General features: G+C 45.1%; 12 protein-coding genes. 3 read left to right on the forward strand and 9 right to left on the reverse strand.

Annotated elements, in window-relative coordinates; genetic code table 11:
* Positions 1-235: 235 nt before the first annotated feature.
* The 4 genes from DTQ70_RS21940 to DTQ70_RS21950 are packed head-to-tail and all read right to left on the reverse strand — an operon-like array spanning position 236 to position 3,713.
* On the reverse strand, positions 236-1,222 hold the full coding sequence (locus DTQ70_RS21940; protein ID WP_122932802.1) for an aldo/keto reductase: 987 nt from the start codon (positions 1,220-1,222) through the stop codon (positions 236-238).
* 37 nt (positions 1,223-1,259) lie between these two features.
* Complete coding sequence (locus tag DTQ70_RS30830) at positions 1,260-1,409, reverse strand: hypothetical protein (RefSeq protein ID WP_164490153.1); 150 nt, start codon at positions 1,407-1,409, stop codon at positions 1,260-1,262.
* Positions 1,402-1,995: a gluconate 2-dehydrogenase subunit 3 family protein gene (locus tag DTQ70_RS21945; protein ID WP_122932803.1), complete on the reverse strand. Its 594-nt coding sequence runs from the start codon at positions 1,993-1,995 to the stop codon at positions 1,402-1,404. Before DTQ70_RS21945 ends, DTQ70_RS30830 begins: the two co-directional genes overlap by 8 nt.
* A gap of 11 nt (positions 1,996-2,006) precedes the next feature.
* A complete protein-coding gene (locus tag DTQ70_RS21950) occupies positions 2,007-3,713 on the reverse strand; it encodes a GMC oxidoreductase (protein ID WP_122932804.1) in 1,707 nt (568 codons plus the stop codon).
* 236 nt (positions 3,714-3,949) lie between these two features.
* Between DTQ70_RS21950 and ygiD the strand changes: the two genes are divergently transcribed.
* Positions 3,950-4,774, forward strand: coding sequence for a 4,5-DOPA dioxygenase extradiol (ygiD, locus tag DTQ70_RS21955; protein WP_206019772.1), 825 nt, complete (start codon positions 3,950-3,952; stop codon positions 4,772-4,774).
* 59 nt (positions 4,775-4,833) lie between these two features.
* Here ygiD and DTQ70_RS21960 read toward each other — a convergent pair whose 3' ends face one another.
* The 4 genes from DTQ70_RS21960 to DTQ70_RS21975 all read right to left on the reverse strand — a co-directional run bounded on the left by DTQ70_RS21960 (position 4,834) and on the right by DTQ70_RS21975 (position 9,380).
* A complete protein-coding gene (locus DTQ70_RS21960) occupies positions 4,834-5,853 on the reverse strand; it encodes a zinc-binding alcohol dehydrogenase family protein (protein ID WP_122932806.1) in 1,020 nt (339 codons plus the stop codon).
* 75 nt (positions 5,854-5,928) lie between these two features.
* Complete coding sequence (locus DTQ70_RS21965) at positions 5,929-6,429, reverse strand: thioredoxin fold domain-containing protein (RefSeq protein ID WP_122932807.1); 501 nt, start codon at positions 6,427-6,429, stop codon at positions 5,929-5,931.
* A complete protein-coding gene (locus DTQ70_RS21970) occupies positions 6,426-8,720 on the reverse strand; it encodes a TonB-dependent receptor (protein WP_122932808.1) in 2,295 nt (764 codons plus the stop codon). Before DTQ70_RS21970 ends, DTQ70_RS21965 begins: the two co-directional genes overlap by 4 nt.
* A 276-nt stretch (positions 8,721-8,996) precedes the next feature.
* Positions 8,997-9,380, reverse strand: a complete 384-nt coding sequence (locus DTQ70_RS21975; RefSeq protein ID WP_122932809.1) for a hypothetical protein — start codon at positions 9,378-9,380, stop codon at positions 8,997-8,999.
* 257 nt (positions 9,381-9,637) lie between these two features.
* On the opposite strand from DTQ70_RS21975, the gene DTQ70_RS21980 reads away from it, so the two are divergent.
* Both DTQ70_RS21980 and DTQ70_RS21985 read left to right on the forward strand, forming a co-directional pair.
* Complete coding sequence (locus DTQ70_RS21980; RefSeq protein WP_122932810.1) at positions 9,638-9,931, forward strand: type II toxin-antitoxin system HigB family toxin; 294 nt, start codon at positions 9,638-9,640, stop codon at positions 9,929-9,931.
* Positions 9,932-9,934: 3 nt separating this feature from the next.
* Positions 9,935-10,330: a helix-turn-helix domain-containing protein gene (locus DTQ70_RS21985; protein WP_122932811.1), complete on the forward strand. Its 396-nt coding sequence runs from the start codon at positions 9,935-9,937 to the stop codon at positions 10,328-10,330.
* On the opposite strand, the gene DTQ70_RS21990 is transcribed toward DTQ70_RS21985, so the two are convergent.
* Positions 10,327-13,452 carry an efflux RND transporter permease subunit gene (locus DTQ70_RS21990; RefSeq protein ID WP_122932812.1) on the reverse strand — a complete coding sequence of 1,042 codons (3,126 nt, stop codon included), beginning with the start codon at positions 13,450-13,452 and terminating at the stop codon, positions 10,327-10,329. The genes DTQ70_RS21985 and DTQ70_RS21990 overlap by 4 nt on opposite strands.

Genomic DNA, 13,452 nt, shown 5'->3' on the forward strand with positions numbered 1-13,452 from the left:
ACAAAAAACTTTGTTAGTAAAAAAAGGAGCTTTTGAATTTTTAATGCTCAAAAGAGCCTTATTGATAAACTCCGTGTTATTGTCATTGCTGTTAATCTGATATTAGATGTAAAATACTTATGCCACGGTAGTTTTAGGCGTTCATTAGGGAGATATGGGGAATTTGGGGAATTTTTGGGCAAAAAAATCCCCACTCATTAACTAAGTGGGGAGGTTATCAAACGAAATTTGGCGTTTACCACAAATGATGCACCTGCGGTTTTATGTATTTAGCATAGATTTCATTCACAGATTGTAATTGATCTTGGGTCAAATCAGGAATCGTGAGCGCTTCCAAATTGGCAGTTGCTTGCGTAGGATTGGACGCACCTGGTATAATAGTACTCACCGAAGAAAAGCCCAAAATCCAGCGTAAAGCCACTGGGGCAAGGTTTTCGTACGAAGGAAATACCGCTTTGAGTTCTTCTACTGCGTCCAATCCTGTTTCATAATTAATGCCCGAAAACGTTTCTCCTTTATCAAAGTGTTCGCCATTGCGGTTAAAAAAGCGGTGGTCGCCTGCCGTGAAACTCGAAGATTTTGAGAATTTGCCCGTCAGCAAGCCACTGGCCAAAGGTACGCGCACGATGACACCGATATTTTTCTTTTGGGCTTGCTCAAAAAACAATTCCGACGGACGCTGGCGGAACATATTGAAGATGATTTGAACCGTAGTGACATTGTCGTACTCAATGCCTTTCAACGCCTCTTCTACTTTCTCAACGCTGATACCCAAATTCAAAATTTTACCTTCTTCTTTTAAGCGGTCAAACAACTCAAAAATTTCGGGGCGATAATACACCTCCGTGGGTGGACAATGGAGTTGAATCAAATCCAGGGTCTCTAACCCCATATTTGTGAGGCTATCTTCTACAAACTTACGCAATACCGCAGGCTGGTAGGCTTCACTAACATGCGGGCTAAGTTGGCGGCCGCATTTGGTGGCGACATAAATACGTTCTGAGCGGCTTTTCACAAATTTACCCACGGCTTTTTCACTTTCTCCCGCACCATAAACATCAGCGGTGTCAATAAAATTGATGCCTGAATCCACTGCCGCGTGAAGAATTTTTTCTGCATTTTCGTGGCTAAAATCATCTCCCCATTTTCCTCCCACCTGCCACGTTCCTAAGCTGATTTCCGAAATCTCAAATCCTGTTTTTCCTAATTTTCTGTAATTCATTGTCAATGTTGTTTTTGGGTTGCAGTCAGACGGTGGTCTAGTACGCAGTCAGACGGTAGTCAGACTGCTCTTTCGAGTGGTTATGGTCTTGACACACTACCGTCTGACCATTGTACGCTGTCAGACGATAGTCAGACTGCGCTATCATGCTTACGGTCTGACTATCGTCTGACCTTGTCTTATTCATTCCATGCGTTCATGCCAAGTGTTAGCGGCATACACGCAATGTATTTCCCTGGAATTGGGTCGTAGCCGAGTACTTCTTTACCAATTTTTTGGGACGTAAAATAGCCAAGGAGCGTCAGTTCCTTCACTCTTCTAAAAAATGGCGTTGGAGAAGGCGGTGCCAGACGAATGCCCCATACCGATGGTGGTAACTTCTCCGCTTCCGCATCCAGTTTAGTCAAAAATTCCTTTCGCTGTTCGGGAGTACATTCCACAAACGACTTCCCATAAGCTTTTTCACAATCTTCTTCCAATTTTTCTAAACCACCCACAAAATCCTTTTGTTCTTCTTCCGACAACAAATCTTTTAACATTTTGTCAATAAACTGCGGTACTCCTAGCTCTTTGGCGCCAGGCGTTTTGGTTTTGGGCAGAATAGTTTCCGCAATTTCAGCAATGCTTGCCGCTTGGTTATTGGTCAAAAAAGTAGGTTTCCAGTCCAATTTTGCTTCTTGCGAGCAGGCCATAAACGCCTCGCTCAACGTAGCCGTGGAAACAGCATAGCCCAAAAACAGGGCCGACGACTTTATAATATCTCTGCGGTTCATCTGATTAGGGATTAGAGATTTTTACGATTGAGTTCTTTTACGGCAAAATCAGCGGCACGCGCCGTGAGCGCCATGTACGTGATGGACGGATTGACACAACTTGAGGAAGTCATGCAGGCTCCATCTGTAACAAATACGTTAGGTACAGCATGAAGTTGGTTATTGGCATTGACCACCGACGTTTTCGGATCGCGGCCCATGCGTGCCGTTCCCATCTCGTGTACGCCTACGCCAATTCCTCCCGAATAATCAAATGGCGTCACATTTTTCAAGCCCGCATTTTCGAGCATTTCTACGGCATCCTCTTTCATTTGTTTACGCATCGCCATTTCATTTGCTTTAAATTCGGCATCAATACTCAGCGTAGGTAAGCCCCATTTGTCTTTTACGTCATGGTTGAGGGTTACTTTGTTTTCGTGGTACGGCAAACATTCTCCAAAACCTACAAGTGACATACCCCAGCTACTTGGCGCAAACAAACTATCTTTAAACTCAGCGCCTACTCCGCCTCCACCGATCCCAGCACCCCAATTTCCTCGTCCACCAGCACCTTGATAGTCATATCCTCGAATAAAATCTTTCATTTTGGAAGCTTCGTCGAGGTTGCGGTAACGCGGAATAAAAATCCCGTTGGGGCGGCGGCCTTTGTAGTATTGGTCTTCAAACCCATCATAACTACCCATTGCTCCTACTCGATAGTGGTGATCCATTAAGTTATGTCCCAATTCGCCACTATCATTTCCTAGACCGTTAGGGAAACGACTTGACGTAGAATTCAACAAAATTTGGGTGGTTCCGAGCGTCGAAGCGTTCAAGAAGATGATTCGTGCATAAAACTCAATTTCTTCCTTGGTTTCCGAATCAATCACCTTTACGCCTTTTGCTTTGCCCAATTTTTCATCATAAATAATCGATGCTGCTTGCGAGTTGGGGCGGAGGGTTAATTTGCCTGTGGCATCGGCCGCAGGCAGCGTTACGGCATTGCTGCTAAAATACGCCCCAAAAGGGCAGCCCCTCGAACAACGGTTACGATTTTGGCATTGCCCCCGACCGTTGATAGGTTCGGTCAAGTGCGCTACGCGTCCAATGGTCAGGTGGCGGCCTTTGTACGTTTTTTCAATACTGCCTTTGACGTGTTTTTCGAGGCAATTTAGCTCCATCGGGGGCAAAAAATGCCCGTCGGGCAAGTGCGATAATCCTAGCTTCTCACCACTAATCCCGACATATTTCTCTACGTAGGTGTACCAATTTTCAAGGTCTTTGTATCGAATAGGCCAATCTACTCCGATGCTTTGTTTGGCATTAGCTTCAAAATCAAGGTCGCTCCAGCGGTAGCACTGTTTTCCCCAAAGCAACGAACGCCCTCCTACCTGATTTCCTCGAATCCAGTCAAAACGCTTTACTTCGGTGTAAGGGCTATCAAGGTCGTTGTTATAAAAATGCTTGTTGGATTCATCAATAAAGCCACTCCGAACTTGAATATGGTATTTCTTTTTATCTTCATCGGTCAGCTTTCCACGGTGTTCAAAATCCCAGTGGTCGTTGTTCATCGTAGGGTAGTCTTCAACGTGACGCACCATCCGTCCTCTTTCCAAGACAAGCGTCTGCAACCCTTTCTCACACAGCTCCTTAGAGGCCCAACCGCCGCTAATTCCTGACCCAATCACGATGGCATCGTAGGTATGGGTTTTGTTGACTTTTAAATTAAAACTTGGCATAGGTTAATTAGATATTAGAATAGTGAAATATGTTTGCGAAGATAGGTATTTAACTGTCTATACGACAATTAAAATGATTTAATAGCAAGCAAAAATGAAGGGAGAACTATTTTGGAAAATTATATGTATCTACATATATTTATAACATCCTAAGCTACTAGGCTCAAGGTGGTGTAAAATAGCGTGGTATGAAAAGAAACGAATTTCTAAAAAGTGTTCTGGGAGGAACTATTGCAATGGACTCATTAAAAGACCTTTATAAATGGAACGAACAATTGGCAACCAAAGACTCGTTCATGCCCCTACTTTTTGTGGGGCACGGCTCGCCCATGAACGGAATCGAAGAAAATGAGTTTAGCGGTGGCTGGAAACGGCTTGGCAAAGACATACCCGTCCCAACGGCCGTCTTGGTAGTGTCGGCGCACTGGTACACCCGTGGCACCAAAATAACGGCCATGAACGCCCCGCGTACCATCCACGATTTTGGTGGATTTCCGAGGGCTTTGTTTGAGGTTCAATACCCTGCGCCAGGTAGCCCTGCGTTGGCCAACGAAACAGCATCGCTCGTTAAAAAAGCGCAAGTCAGCCTTGACCATGAATGGGGCTTAGACCACGGAACGTGGACGGTCGTACGTCACATGTACCCTAAAGCCAACATTCCCGTATTACAATTGAGCATTGATTACACCCAACCACCTCGTTATCATTATGAGCTGGCAAAAGAATTAGCAGCTTTACGCAAAAAAGGGGTGCTAATTATTGGAAGCGGAAACATGGTTCATAACCTTGGTATCCTCAATTGGCAATACACCGAACGAGGTTACGATTGGGCCATTGAAATGAATACCAAATTCAAAAAACTAATCGTCGAGAATGACCACGCTCCGCTGATTAATTACGAGAAATTGGGACAAGCAGCATTATTGTCGATTCCATCCCCCGACCACTACTTACCATTGTTATATATTTTGGGCTTAAAAGAAGAAAAAGAGCCTATCAGTTTCTTTAACGACAAAACTGTTTTAGGCTCTATTTCAATGACTTCTGTAAAGATTGGATAAAGGGTGCAGTTACTCATAACCGCACTCACGTACCTCTGGTTGTGAGCAACCAGAGGCACTTACAATTCAATTACCGCTTTTATGACTCGACTTTCAGGAAGAAGAAGCGTTTCAAATGAGTCGATAAGGGAGTCAAACGAAACGCGGTGAGAAATCCAAGGTTGGGTATCTAATGTCCCATTCTCCATCGCCGCGATGATGCTCGTAAAATCCTCTGGTAGGGCGTTACGACTGGCTAAAAGTGTCACTTCTTTTCGGTGAAATTCAGGGTCGTTAAAAGTTACCTCTCCCTGAAACAGCCCAACAAAAGTCAATCGACCACCGTGAGCTACATATTTGAAGGCTTGCATCATCGACGTTGGATTTCCTGTGGCATCAAACACCGCCGTTGGCAAGTCACCATTCAACACACCACGAATAGCCTCTACGGGGTCATTAGTTGTCAACAAAATGGTTTCGTCCACCTTCAATTGTTGTTTGCAAAACACCAACCGCCCTTCGTTCATGTCCATCACGGCCACTTTAGCGCCTTTGAGCTTGGCAAATTGAATTACAGAAAGGCCAATCGGCCCTGCTCCAATGACTAACACCAAATCGTTGGCTTGCACTTGTGCCCGATTGACCGCGTGTGAGCCAATGCCCAACGTTTCGACCAAGGCCAACTGCTCATAACTCAACGTTTTTGACGTATATACTTTATTGGCAGGAACTTTCAGAAACTCGCGCATTCCACCATCGGAATGTACACCGAGTACTTGAAGTTTTTCGCAGCAATTGGTTTTGCCCATACGACACGCTTGACATTTGCCGCAATTGATGTAAGGCTCCACCGATACTTTATCGCCTACCGTCACGTTGCCAACACCTGTACCTATCGCTACTACCTCCGCTCCGAGTTCGTGACCAAGAATACGAGGGTACGAAAAAAACGGTTGCTTCCCACGGAAAGCATGGTAGTCGGTTCCACAAATACCAATGCGATGAATTTTTAAAAGAACTTCGCCGTCTTGAAGTTCCGTGTTCAAGTCCGTTTCAGACTGCTGAAAATGGCCTGGACTAAGTAGAGTTAAAGTCTTCACAAGATGTATTATTTAGGGGGTTACAAACCTAAAGAATCTTTATCAGACAACTTTACTGTTCCGTACTAAAACTTTTCACTTGTTTCCTACCTCCATTGAATTTTCAATAAAAAGGTCGAGCGCTTTTTCTAGCCGCTTTGTTTCTAATGCTCCCACTACTCTACCTTGAAGTTGCAGGTATTGGTCAAAAAAAACGGTGGTTGGGTAGCTCAGTTTTCCATTTTCGGTTCCTAGTACTTGTGCCAACTCGTGTACACCCGTTTTTACCCCCGTTGGCTTAAACTTGTACGTACGTTGCAAAAACGTAATGGGCTGCGCATCTTCCGCATTGAGGCGAACACAGTAAAATTTCTCATGAAGCTTGCTGACAACCTGTTGGTCTGCAAACGTTCGCAATTCCATCATTTTACAATACGTACACCAATCGGTATGAATAAACACCAGCACGGGTCGGCGCTCTTTGCGGAGGCTGTCGGTGAGGTGTTCAAACGACGTCCAACGCAATGTTTGGGCTTGGCATTCGACTGCCAAAAGCCCAAACAAGCCAAAAAGTGCTATCCAAACGTGCTTTTTCATTTGAACAAATTGTATCTAACACCTGCAAAGAAGCGAATACCTTGGTTGGGCGCATAGACGTACGACGGGTCGAAGGTCAAGGCGTAGGGGTTATTGGGAGTCGGCACTACTTGCCCCGTCGCATCAAACGTTACTTGTTTATCAAACGGGTCAAAAGCGCGGGCAATGGCATCAGGAGATGGGGTAAAATTCAATAGATTTTTCACCCCTCCGTAGATTTCCAACCCATTGTTAAATTTCTTCCCTAATTGGATATTTTGAAGGCTCCACCAAGGCGAATACTCAGGGCGAGGGTCAAGTGGACCTAGTACGGGCAGTTTCATTGGGCCGTACAAATTGCCTGTATAATCGACCGACAGGCCAATTTGTGGGAAGGTATATGACACCGACCATACACCCGTAAACTTCTCTGTCAAAAGCTGGGTTTGCTTCACCAGCGTTCCGCTGCCGTCGTCTTCGCGCTGGAATACATCCATGGCTGTTGCGCCCGTCATAAATTTGAGCCCGTTGGCCAGCGATACGTCGATATTTAACGACAAGCCGCGTGAAACGGCGTTTCCGCTCAAGTTGCTGTAAATGATTTTGTTGGGGTCAGTGAGGTAATCAGGAATAATACGGTTATTAAAAAACGTGTAGAAAGCCGTTGCATCCAGTCCTACGTATCCGCCGTTACCCAAGAAAAACTTCCGCACGTAGTTTAAATTTCCGTTCCAAGAGCGTTCAGGTTTCAATTCTTCGGTAAACTCTACTTTCCGCGCTCCAGTCAAGGCTGCGTGGTCTTCAGTGAATACGTTGGCCACCCGATACCCATTTCCGACGCTTGCACGAAGCACGTTTTTCTTGTCGGTGGAAGTCCATTTGTAATTTAAACGAGGCGTAAAGATGCTCCCGTGGATAGAGTTATAATCATAGCGCGCTCCTAGCAACAACTTATGGTTGGTCGTAAGCGTGATTTCATCTTGGACAAACAACCCAGGCAATAGCACTTTCGACGGTGCATTCTTTCCATCGGCGTCCGTTGCAGGGGTATTATCATCGTAAAAAGTGTAGCGTAGAGCCGTTCCTACCAACAAATCGTGGCGCTCTTTGAGTTTTTTATCCCATGTAAATTGGCCAAAACCAATGTACTGCTGCGCTTGGTACGGGGTTGTTCCGTAGTACGAATCCTGCAAATGCCCGTTGGCCGAAAACTGAAAGGTTATCTTTTCTTTCATGGGCAATTGATACGCTCCAATTACCTCCCAGCGCTTGGTATTGATACTTTCGGCATAAATCTCATTACTTCCACGGTACTTAGGCGTCCACTGAGTTTGCCCGCCCCAACGGTCTTCATAGACGTAGCGCCCACCTAGCGTGAACACCCGATTATCTTTACGGTCTATGCTAAATTTATTAAAAAGCGAGATTCGATTTTGAAGCGTAATGTCCGTAAAACCATCGCCATTTTTATCGGTCGGGCGTTGAAAATTAAAATAGTTAAGCCCAAATAATGATTGGATTTTTTCGCCCAACTTGTACTTTAACCCCAAGTCTGCATTGAATTCTGCCCATGAAGTTCCCATCACATCTACTGAAACCAAAGGCGCTGACGACGGCTTTTTGGTAATGACGTTGATCAAACCACCCACCGCTTCCGAACCATACAAGGTAGAGGCAGGGCCTTTCACCACTTCGACCCGTTCGATGAGCGCACTTGGAATCCCGCTCAACCCATATACTGTCGAAAGTCCTGATACAATGGGCATTCCATCAATCATAATCATGGTATAGGGACCTTCCAAACCATTGATGTGAATATCGCCCGTGTTACAGACGTTGCAGTTCAACTGCGGACGAATCCCGTTAATATTCTGTAATGATTCAAATAAGTTGGGAACAGGATTCCGCTTAAAAAATACGGGGGTATAGATTTCAACAGGAACGGGGCTATCTAGTTTTGAGACCTCTTTCATCGTTCCTGTCACTACAACTTCGGCCAGCGAATTTTCTAACTCATCCGTTTGAAGGGTCAATTCTTGGAAAAATTTAGCCTCCGAAATGGTCACGGCCTTGGTAATGGTACGATAACCAATGGCCGAAATCACCAACTGATACGAACCGTACTTGACATTTTTGATTTCGAAAACTCCTTTTTCGTCGGTCGTGGTACCGTATTGGGTATTTTTCAAAGCCGCCGTTCCAAATTCCAGAGGTTTACCTTTGACAGTTACCGTTCCTCGAATACTTCCAGTTTGTGCGAAAATAATGGTTGACACTAGCATGGACGCTAGTAATAAGAACAAATGCTTCATTGTGAGAATGCCGTTAGGAATGTATGTACAGCTTGTTCGAAGCCACCTTCTGTTTCACAGAAAAAATGCGCCTTCGACATACTGATGTAAAATGATACGAAAATGAGTCGATGACAACCACAGCGCTTCGCGTGGATGACAACCAACAAGATTAAAAAGGGAGACGGTCTTCGTTTTTGAAGGAAAAAAATATGGCGTACATGTGCGATTTTATCCGTTTGATAAAACCGATTTCACCTAGTTACGTGTGTGATTTATTTCCCATCAAATCAAAGACTATGAGTGGGTAGTAGTAGGTGGCCCTCGAAGGGAGAAATCTCCGAAAAAAGGAGTTCGGTAGGCTGCTAATAAGTAAAATGAGGTACGTGGAGAATAATTGGTAACCAACCGCTTCAAAACTGCCAATGCCACCGATAGCGTAAGTGCGGCGTAGGTTGCGTTGGTCAACGAATCCAGCAAAAACAGTTCGTTTTTGGTGTGGTCGTTGGGCTGAAAAGGAGTATTAGAATTAGAGGCTTTGTAAGGGTGCGCGTGGGTAATAATCTTTCCACTTGAGAGCTTGTGCGCATGACGAAACACAATGCCGTTGAGAAGCATCAAGGTGAATAACACCAAGAAACCCTGAGCAATGGTTTGTCGTATGCGTTGATGAAACAACATGAAGTGGATGAATATTTCGTAAATCTAACCAGTATCTACGAGAAAAAGTTTATCTCTCGCAAATAATTAGCGATTTCTCCTATTTTTTGTGCTTTCCCCCAATAATCTCTTGTAAACGTTCTATAAAACAGGTTTTTGGGAAAGTCAGGTAAGTGTTGAAGTCGGAGGGTGGGTGGGTTTTGGCAAAAAAGAAAAATTTTGATTTTGTTTATTTAATTTTGTTTTTTGTATTTTTATAACCCAAAGCAAAAACGCAATTGGTCATCATTTCAAAAACAATCATTCGTGAGTTTGGACTAAAGCACGCTGATGCAAACGATGCGCTTAATGATTGGTTTGCTACTGTCTCAGAAGCAAACTGGTCAAATTTTACTGACATAAAACAAACTTTTAATTCAGTTGACTATGTGGGCAATGAGCGATTTGTTTTTAACATAAAAGGCAATCGTTATCGCCTAGTAACAATGATTTTTTTAGACATTCGTACAGTATTTATTCGTTTCATAGGAACTCACGCAGAATACGACAAAATTGACTCAACCACTATTTAAACAATGACTTCCCCACTAAAAACCGAAGCTGAATACAAGCAAGTAATGGCTGAAATTGAGACGTTTTTACAAAAAGCTACTCATAATGAAGGTTTTACAAGCCTTTCTCCTGAAGAAACAGAACGTCTCCGAAATCTATCTTTACAAGCAGAAGCTTACGAAGACGCTATCCCAATCATGCCTTTACAAATTCCTACTCCTCAAACACTTTCTGACATGCTGAGTTTAAAAATGTTTCAGTTAAAATTGAAACAAAAAGACTTAGCAGCACTACTTGACATCACGCCTACCCGACTCTCGGAAGTGATGACGGGCAAGCGTAAGGTCAACATGGATTTAGCTAAACGACTTTATCAAAAATTAGCCATCGACCCTGCGTTTATTTTAGAACATGCTTAAAACTCCCGAACCTTATTTTTCTCTTTGAAATAAGTGCCAAGGGCTTTTTGTCCAAAAACATAAAACACAGCGGGCGTTACCACCATATCAAGTAACGTACTCGAAATCAATCCCCCCAAGATAACCGTTGCCACAGGGTAGAGAATTTCTTTCCCTGCGGCTTGGGGATCGAGGGTAAGGGGAATGAGCGCTAAGGCTGCCACCAAGGCCGTCATTAGTACCGGAACGAGGCGTTCGAGCGAACCACGGATAATCATTTCTTTCCCAAAATGCTCACCTTCGTGCTCGATAAGGTGGATGTAATGCGAAATCATCATGATTCCGTTGCGGCTTGCGATTCCCGTCAGGGTAATAAAACCCACCAACGTTGCTACCGAAAATACGCCCCCCGAAAGCAACACCGCCACCACACTCCCCACCAGCGCCAATGGGACATTGAGCATGATTTGCAGCACAATGCGGCTTGATTTAAAATGGGTAAAAAGTACCAAGAAAATACTGACGATGGAAAGAATACTCAAGAGGCTTATCAATTGCGTAGCTGACTCCTGGCTCTCAATCAGTCCCGAATAAACGACATACGTTCCTTGGGGAAGTTGCAACTTGCCCACTTGCTTTTTTATTTCTTCGACAGTACTTCCCAAATCTCGTTCTTGAACATTGGCCGAAATCACCATCCGCCGCTGGGTATTTTCGTGCATCACTTGGTTGACGGTCACGGTTTGTTCGATGTCAGCAATCTGTTCCAAAGGCACCAATGTCCCATCAGGAGTACTGATTTGAGTGTTGCGGATGGCTTCAAGGTTTGAACGTTCGTGTTCGTTGGCACGAATGAGAATATCAAACGTTTTTTGTCCATCGTACATCTGACCTGTCACTTTTCCGTTGTAAAACACTTCGAGTTCCTCCGCCACTTTACCCGCTTGCAGCCCAAAACGTTGGAGTGCGTCGCGTTTGACACGAATCTGCAACTGAGGTACCATCACTTGACGCTCGATACTCAAGTCCACCACTCCCTCAACGCCTTGCATCACATTTTTGATTTGCCCTGCGGTGGTACGAAGTTCGGCTAAATCATTTCCGTAGAGTTTAAGCGCTATTTGCGCCTGTACCCCCGAAAGCAAGTGCTCAATTCGGTGCGAAATAGGTTGTCCTACTGCAATTGTTACGCCTTTCATCACCGACAGTTTTTCGCGGATGTCAGCAATGATTTCATCCCGACTTCGCTTGGTATCAGATTTTAATTCTACTTCAATTTCGGAACGACTGACAGGTTCGACGTGCTCATCGAGTTCGGCTCGTCCTGTACGACGACTGGCATACTCCACTTCAGGTACTTGCAGCATGAGTTTTTCGGCCAAGGTTCCTAACCGATTCGACTCCTCCAACGAAGTTCCAGGCGGAGCAATGAGATTGATGGTAAACGAACCTTCGTTGAAAGGTGGCAAAAACTCCGTTCCTAAAAAAGGAAGCGTGCCAACTGAAGCCATAATCAGTAATGTCGCCATAACTATAATTGCCTTTGGCCGCTGCAATGCCCACTGCAACAGCTTCGTATCCTGCTTTTTAAGCCACCGCACCAGCCCCCCGTCCCCCGATGGGGGGGCAAAAATAGCTCCTCCATTGGGGGATGGGGGGCTTAGATAACTACATAACACGGGCGTAACGGTAAGCGACACCAACAATGAGGCGATAATCGAAGTGATGTAAGCCAAGCCCAACGGCGCAAAAATCCGTCCTTCGACGCCTTCCATAAAAAACAACGGCACAAATACGAGAACCACAATAATGGTAGCATAGACAATCGAATTGCGCACTTCGGAACTGGCTTCATATACTACCCGAAGCGTTGATTTGGGGTTGCCTGAGGCTTGGTTTTCTTTCAACCGTCGAAAGACATTTTCAACATCGACAATAGCGTCATCGACCAACTCACCGATGGCAATCGCCAGCCCGCCCAATGTCAGGGTATTGATGGAAATATCAAACAATTGAAAAATAATAGCCGTCATCACCAACGACAGCGGAATGGCCGTCAGCGTAATAACCGTCGTGCGGAGATTCATCAAAAACAAGAATAAAATCACCACCACCAATATAAACCCATCTCGCAATGCCTCGGTGACGTTGTGGATGGAGTTTTCGATGAATGTTTTCTGCTGAAAAATCTTCGGATTTAACGATACATCGCGCGGCAACGCAGGCCGAAGCTCTTGGCAGGCTTTTTCTACCTCATCGGTCAAGACCACGGTATTGGCCCCTGGTTGTTTTTCTACCGCCATAATCACCGCAGGTTTCCCGTTGATACTTCCGTCTCCTCGCTTAAAGGCCGCTCCAAATTTTACATCGGCCACCTGTTTGAGTAGCACAGGTTGACCCTGTCGGCTGGTTACGACCGTATTGGCCAAATCGTCCAGCGATTCCGCCCGTCCTACGTTTCGAATCAAGACTTCCGAACCGTATTCGTAGTAAAAATTTCCCGTGGTATTGCGCGATGAAAGCGACAATGCTTGTTCCACTTCGTCGAGTCCTACGCCAAATTGTTTAAGCTTTATACTCGACACTTGCACTTGGTACTGCAAACGGTCGCCTCCAATCGGAATCACTTGCGCTACTCCTTTGATGGTCAACAATCGACGCCGAACGGTAAAATCGGCCAAGGTTCGAAGCTCGGCAGGCGATGTACTATCGGCACTCATTCCGACGTACATAAACTGTCCCATTACCGACGAAATAGGCCCCATAATCGGCTTAATTCCGTTGGGTAAAGTCACGGTTTGGAGTTTTTCGGCCACCAACTGCCGCGCTCGGTAAATTTCGGTATTCCAGTCAAATTCCACATAGACCATCCCCAAGCCAATCGCCGAACTACTTCGTACCGATTCTACGCCTGGTGCGCCATTGAGGGCAGTTTCGACGGGTAATACCACTTGGGTTTCTATTTCTTCGGGAGCTAAACCGTTGGACTCCAAGAATATCGTCACGCGGGCTCGGTTCAGGTCGGGCAATACATCAATCGGCAATCGAATCGCCGTATAGGTTCCTCCAACCAACAATATCCCCGCAAACGCCAATACAATCAGTCGATTGTTTAGCGAGAATTTTATTATTTTATCGAGCAT

Origin of the sequence: Runella sp. SP2, from assembly GCF_003711225.1 — a bacterium.
Lineage (GTDB): Bacteria > Bacteroidota > Bacteroidia > Cytophagales > Spirosomataceae > Runella.

Coding starts and splice junctions, on each gene's coding strand:
- DTQ70_RS21940 (WP_122932802.1), bottom strand. CDS start 1,222: ATGAATTACAGAAAATTAGGAAAAACAGGATTTGAGATTTCGGAAATC.
- DTQ70_RS30830 (WP_164490153.1), bottom strand. CDS start 1,409: ATGAATAAGACAAGGTCAGACGATAGTCAGACCGTAAGCATGATAGCG.
- DTQ70_RS21945 (WP_122932803.1), bottom strand. CDS start 1,995: ATGAACCGCAGAGATATTATAAAGTCGTCGGCCCTGTTTTTGGGCTAT.
- DTQ70_RS21950 (WP_122932804.1), bottom strand. CDS start 3,713: ATGCCAAGTTTTAATTTAAAAGTCAACAAAACCCATACCTACGATGCC.
- ygiD (WP_206019772.1), top strand. CDS start 3,950: ATGGACTCATTAAAAGACCTTTATAAATGGAACGAACAATTGGCAACC.
- DTQ70_RS21965 (WP_122932807.1), bottom strand. CDS start 6,429: ATGAAAAAGCACGTTTGGATAGCACTTTTTGGCTTGTTTGGGCTTTTG.
- DTQ70_RS21970 (WP_122932808.1), bottom strand. CDS start 8,720: ATGAAGCATTTGTTCTTATTACTAGCGTCCATGCTAGTGTCAACCATT.
- DTQ70_RS21975 (WP_122932809.1), bottom strand. CDS start 9,380: ATGTTGTTTCATCAACGCATACGACAAACCATTGCTCAGGGTTTCTTG.
- DTQ70_RS21985 (WP_122932811.1), top strand. CDS start 9,935: ATGACTTCCCCACTAAAAACCGAAGCTGAATACAAGCAAGTAATGGCT.
- DTQ70_RS21990 (WP_122932812.1), bottom strand. CDS start 13,452: ATGCTCGATAAAATAATAAAATTCTCGCTAAACAATCGACTGATTGTA.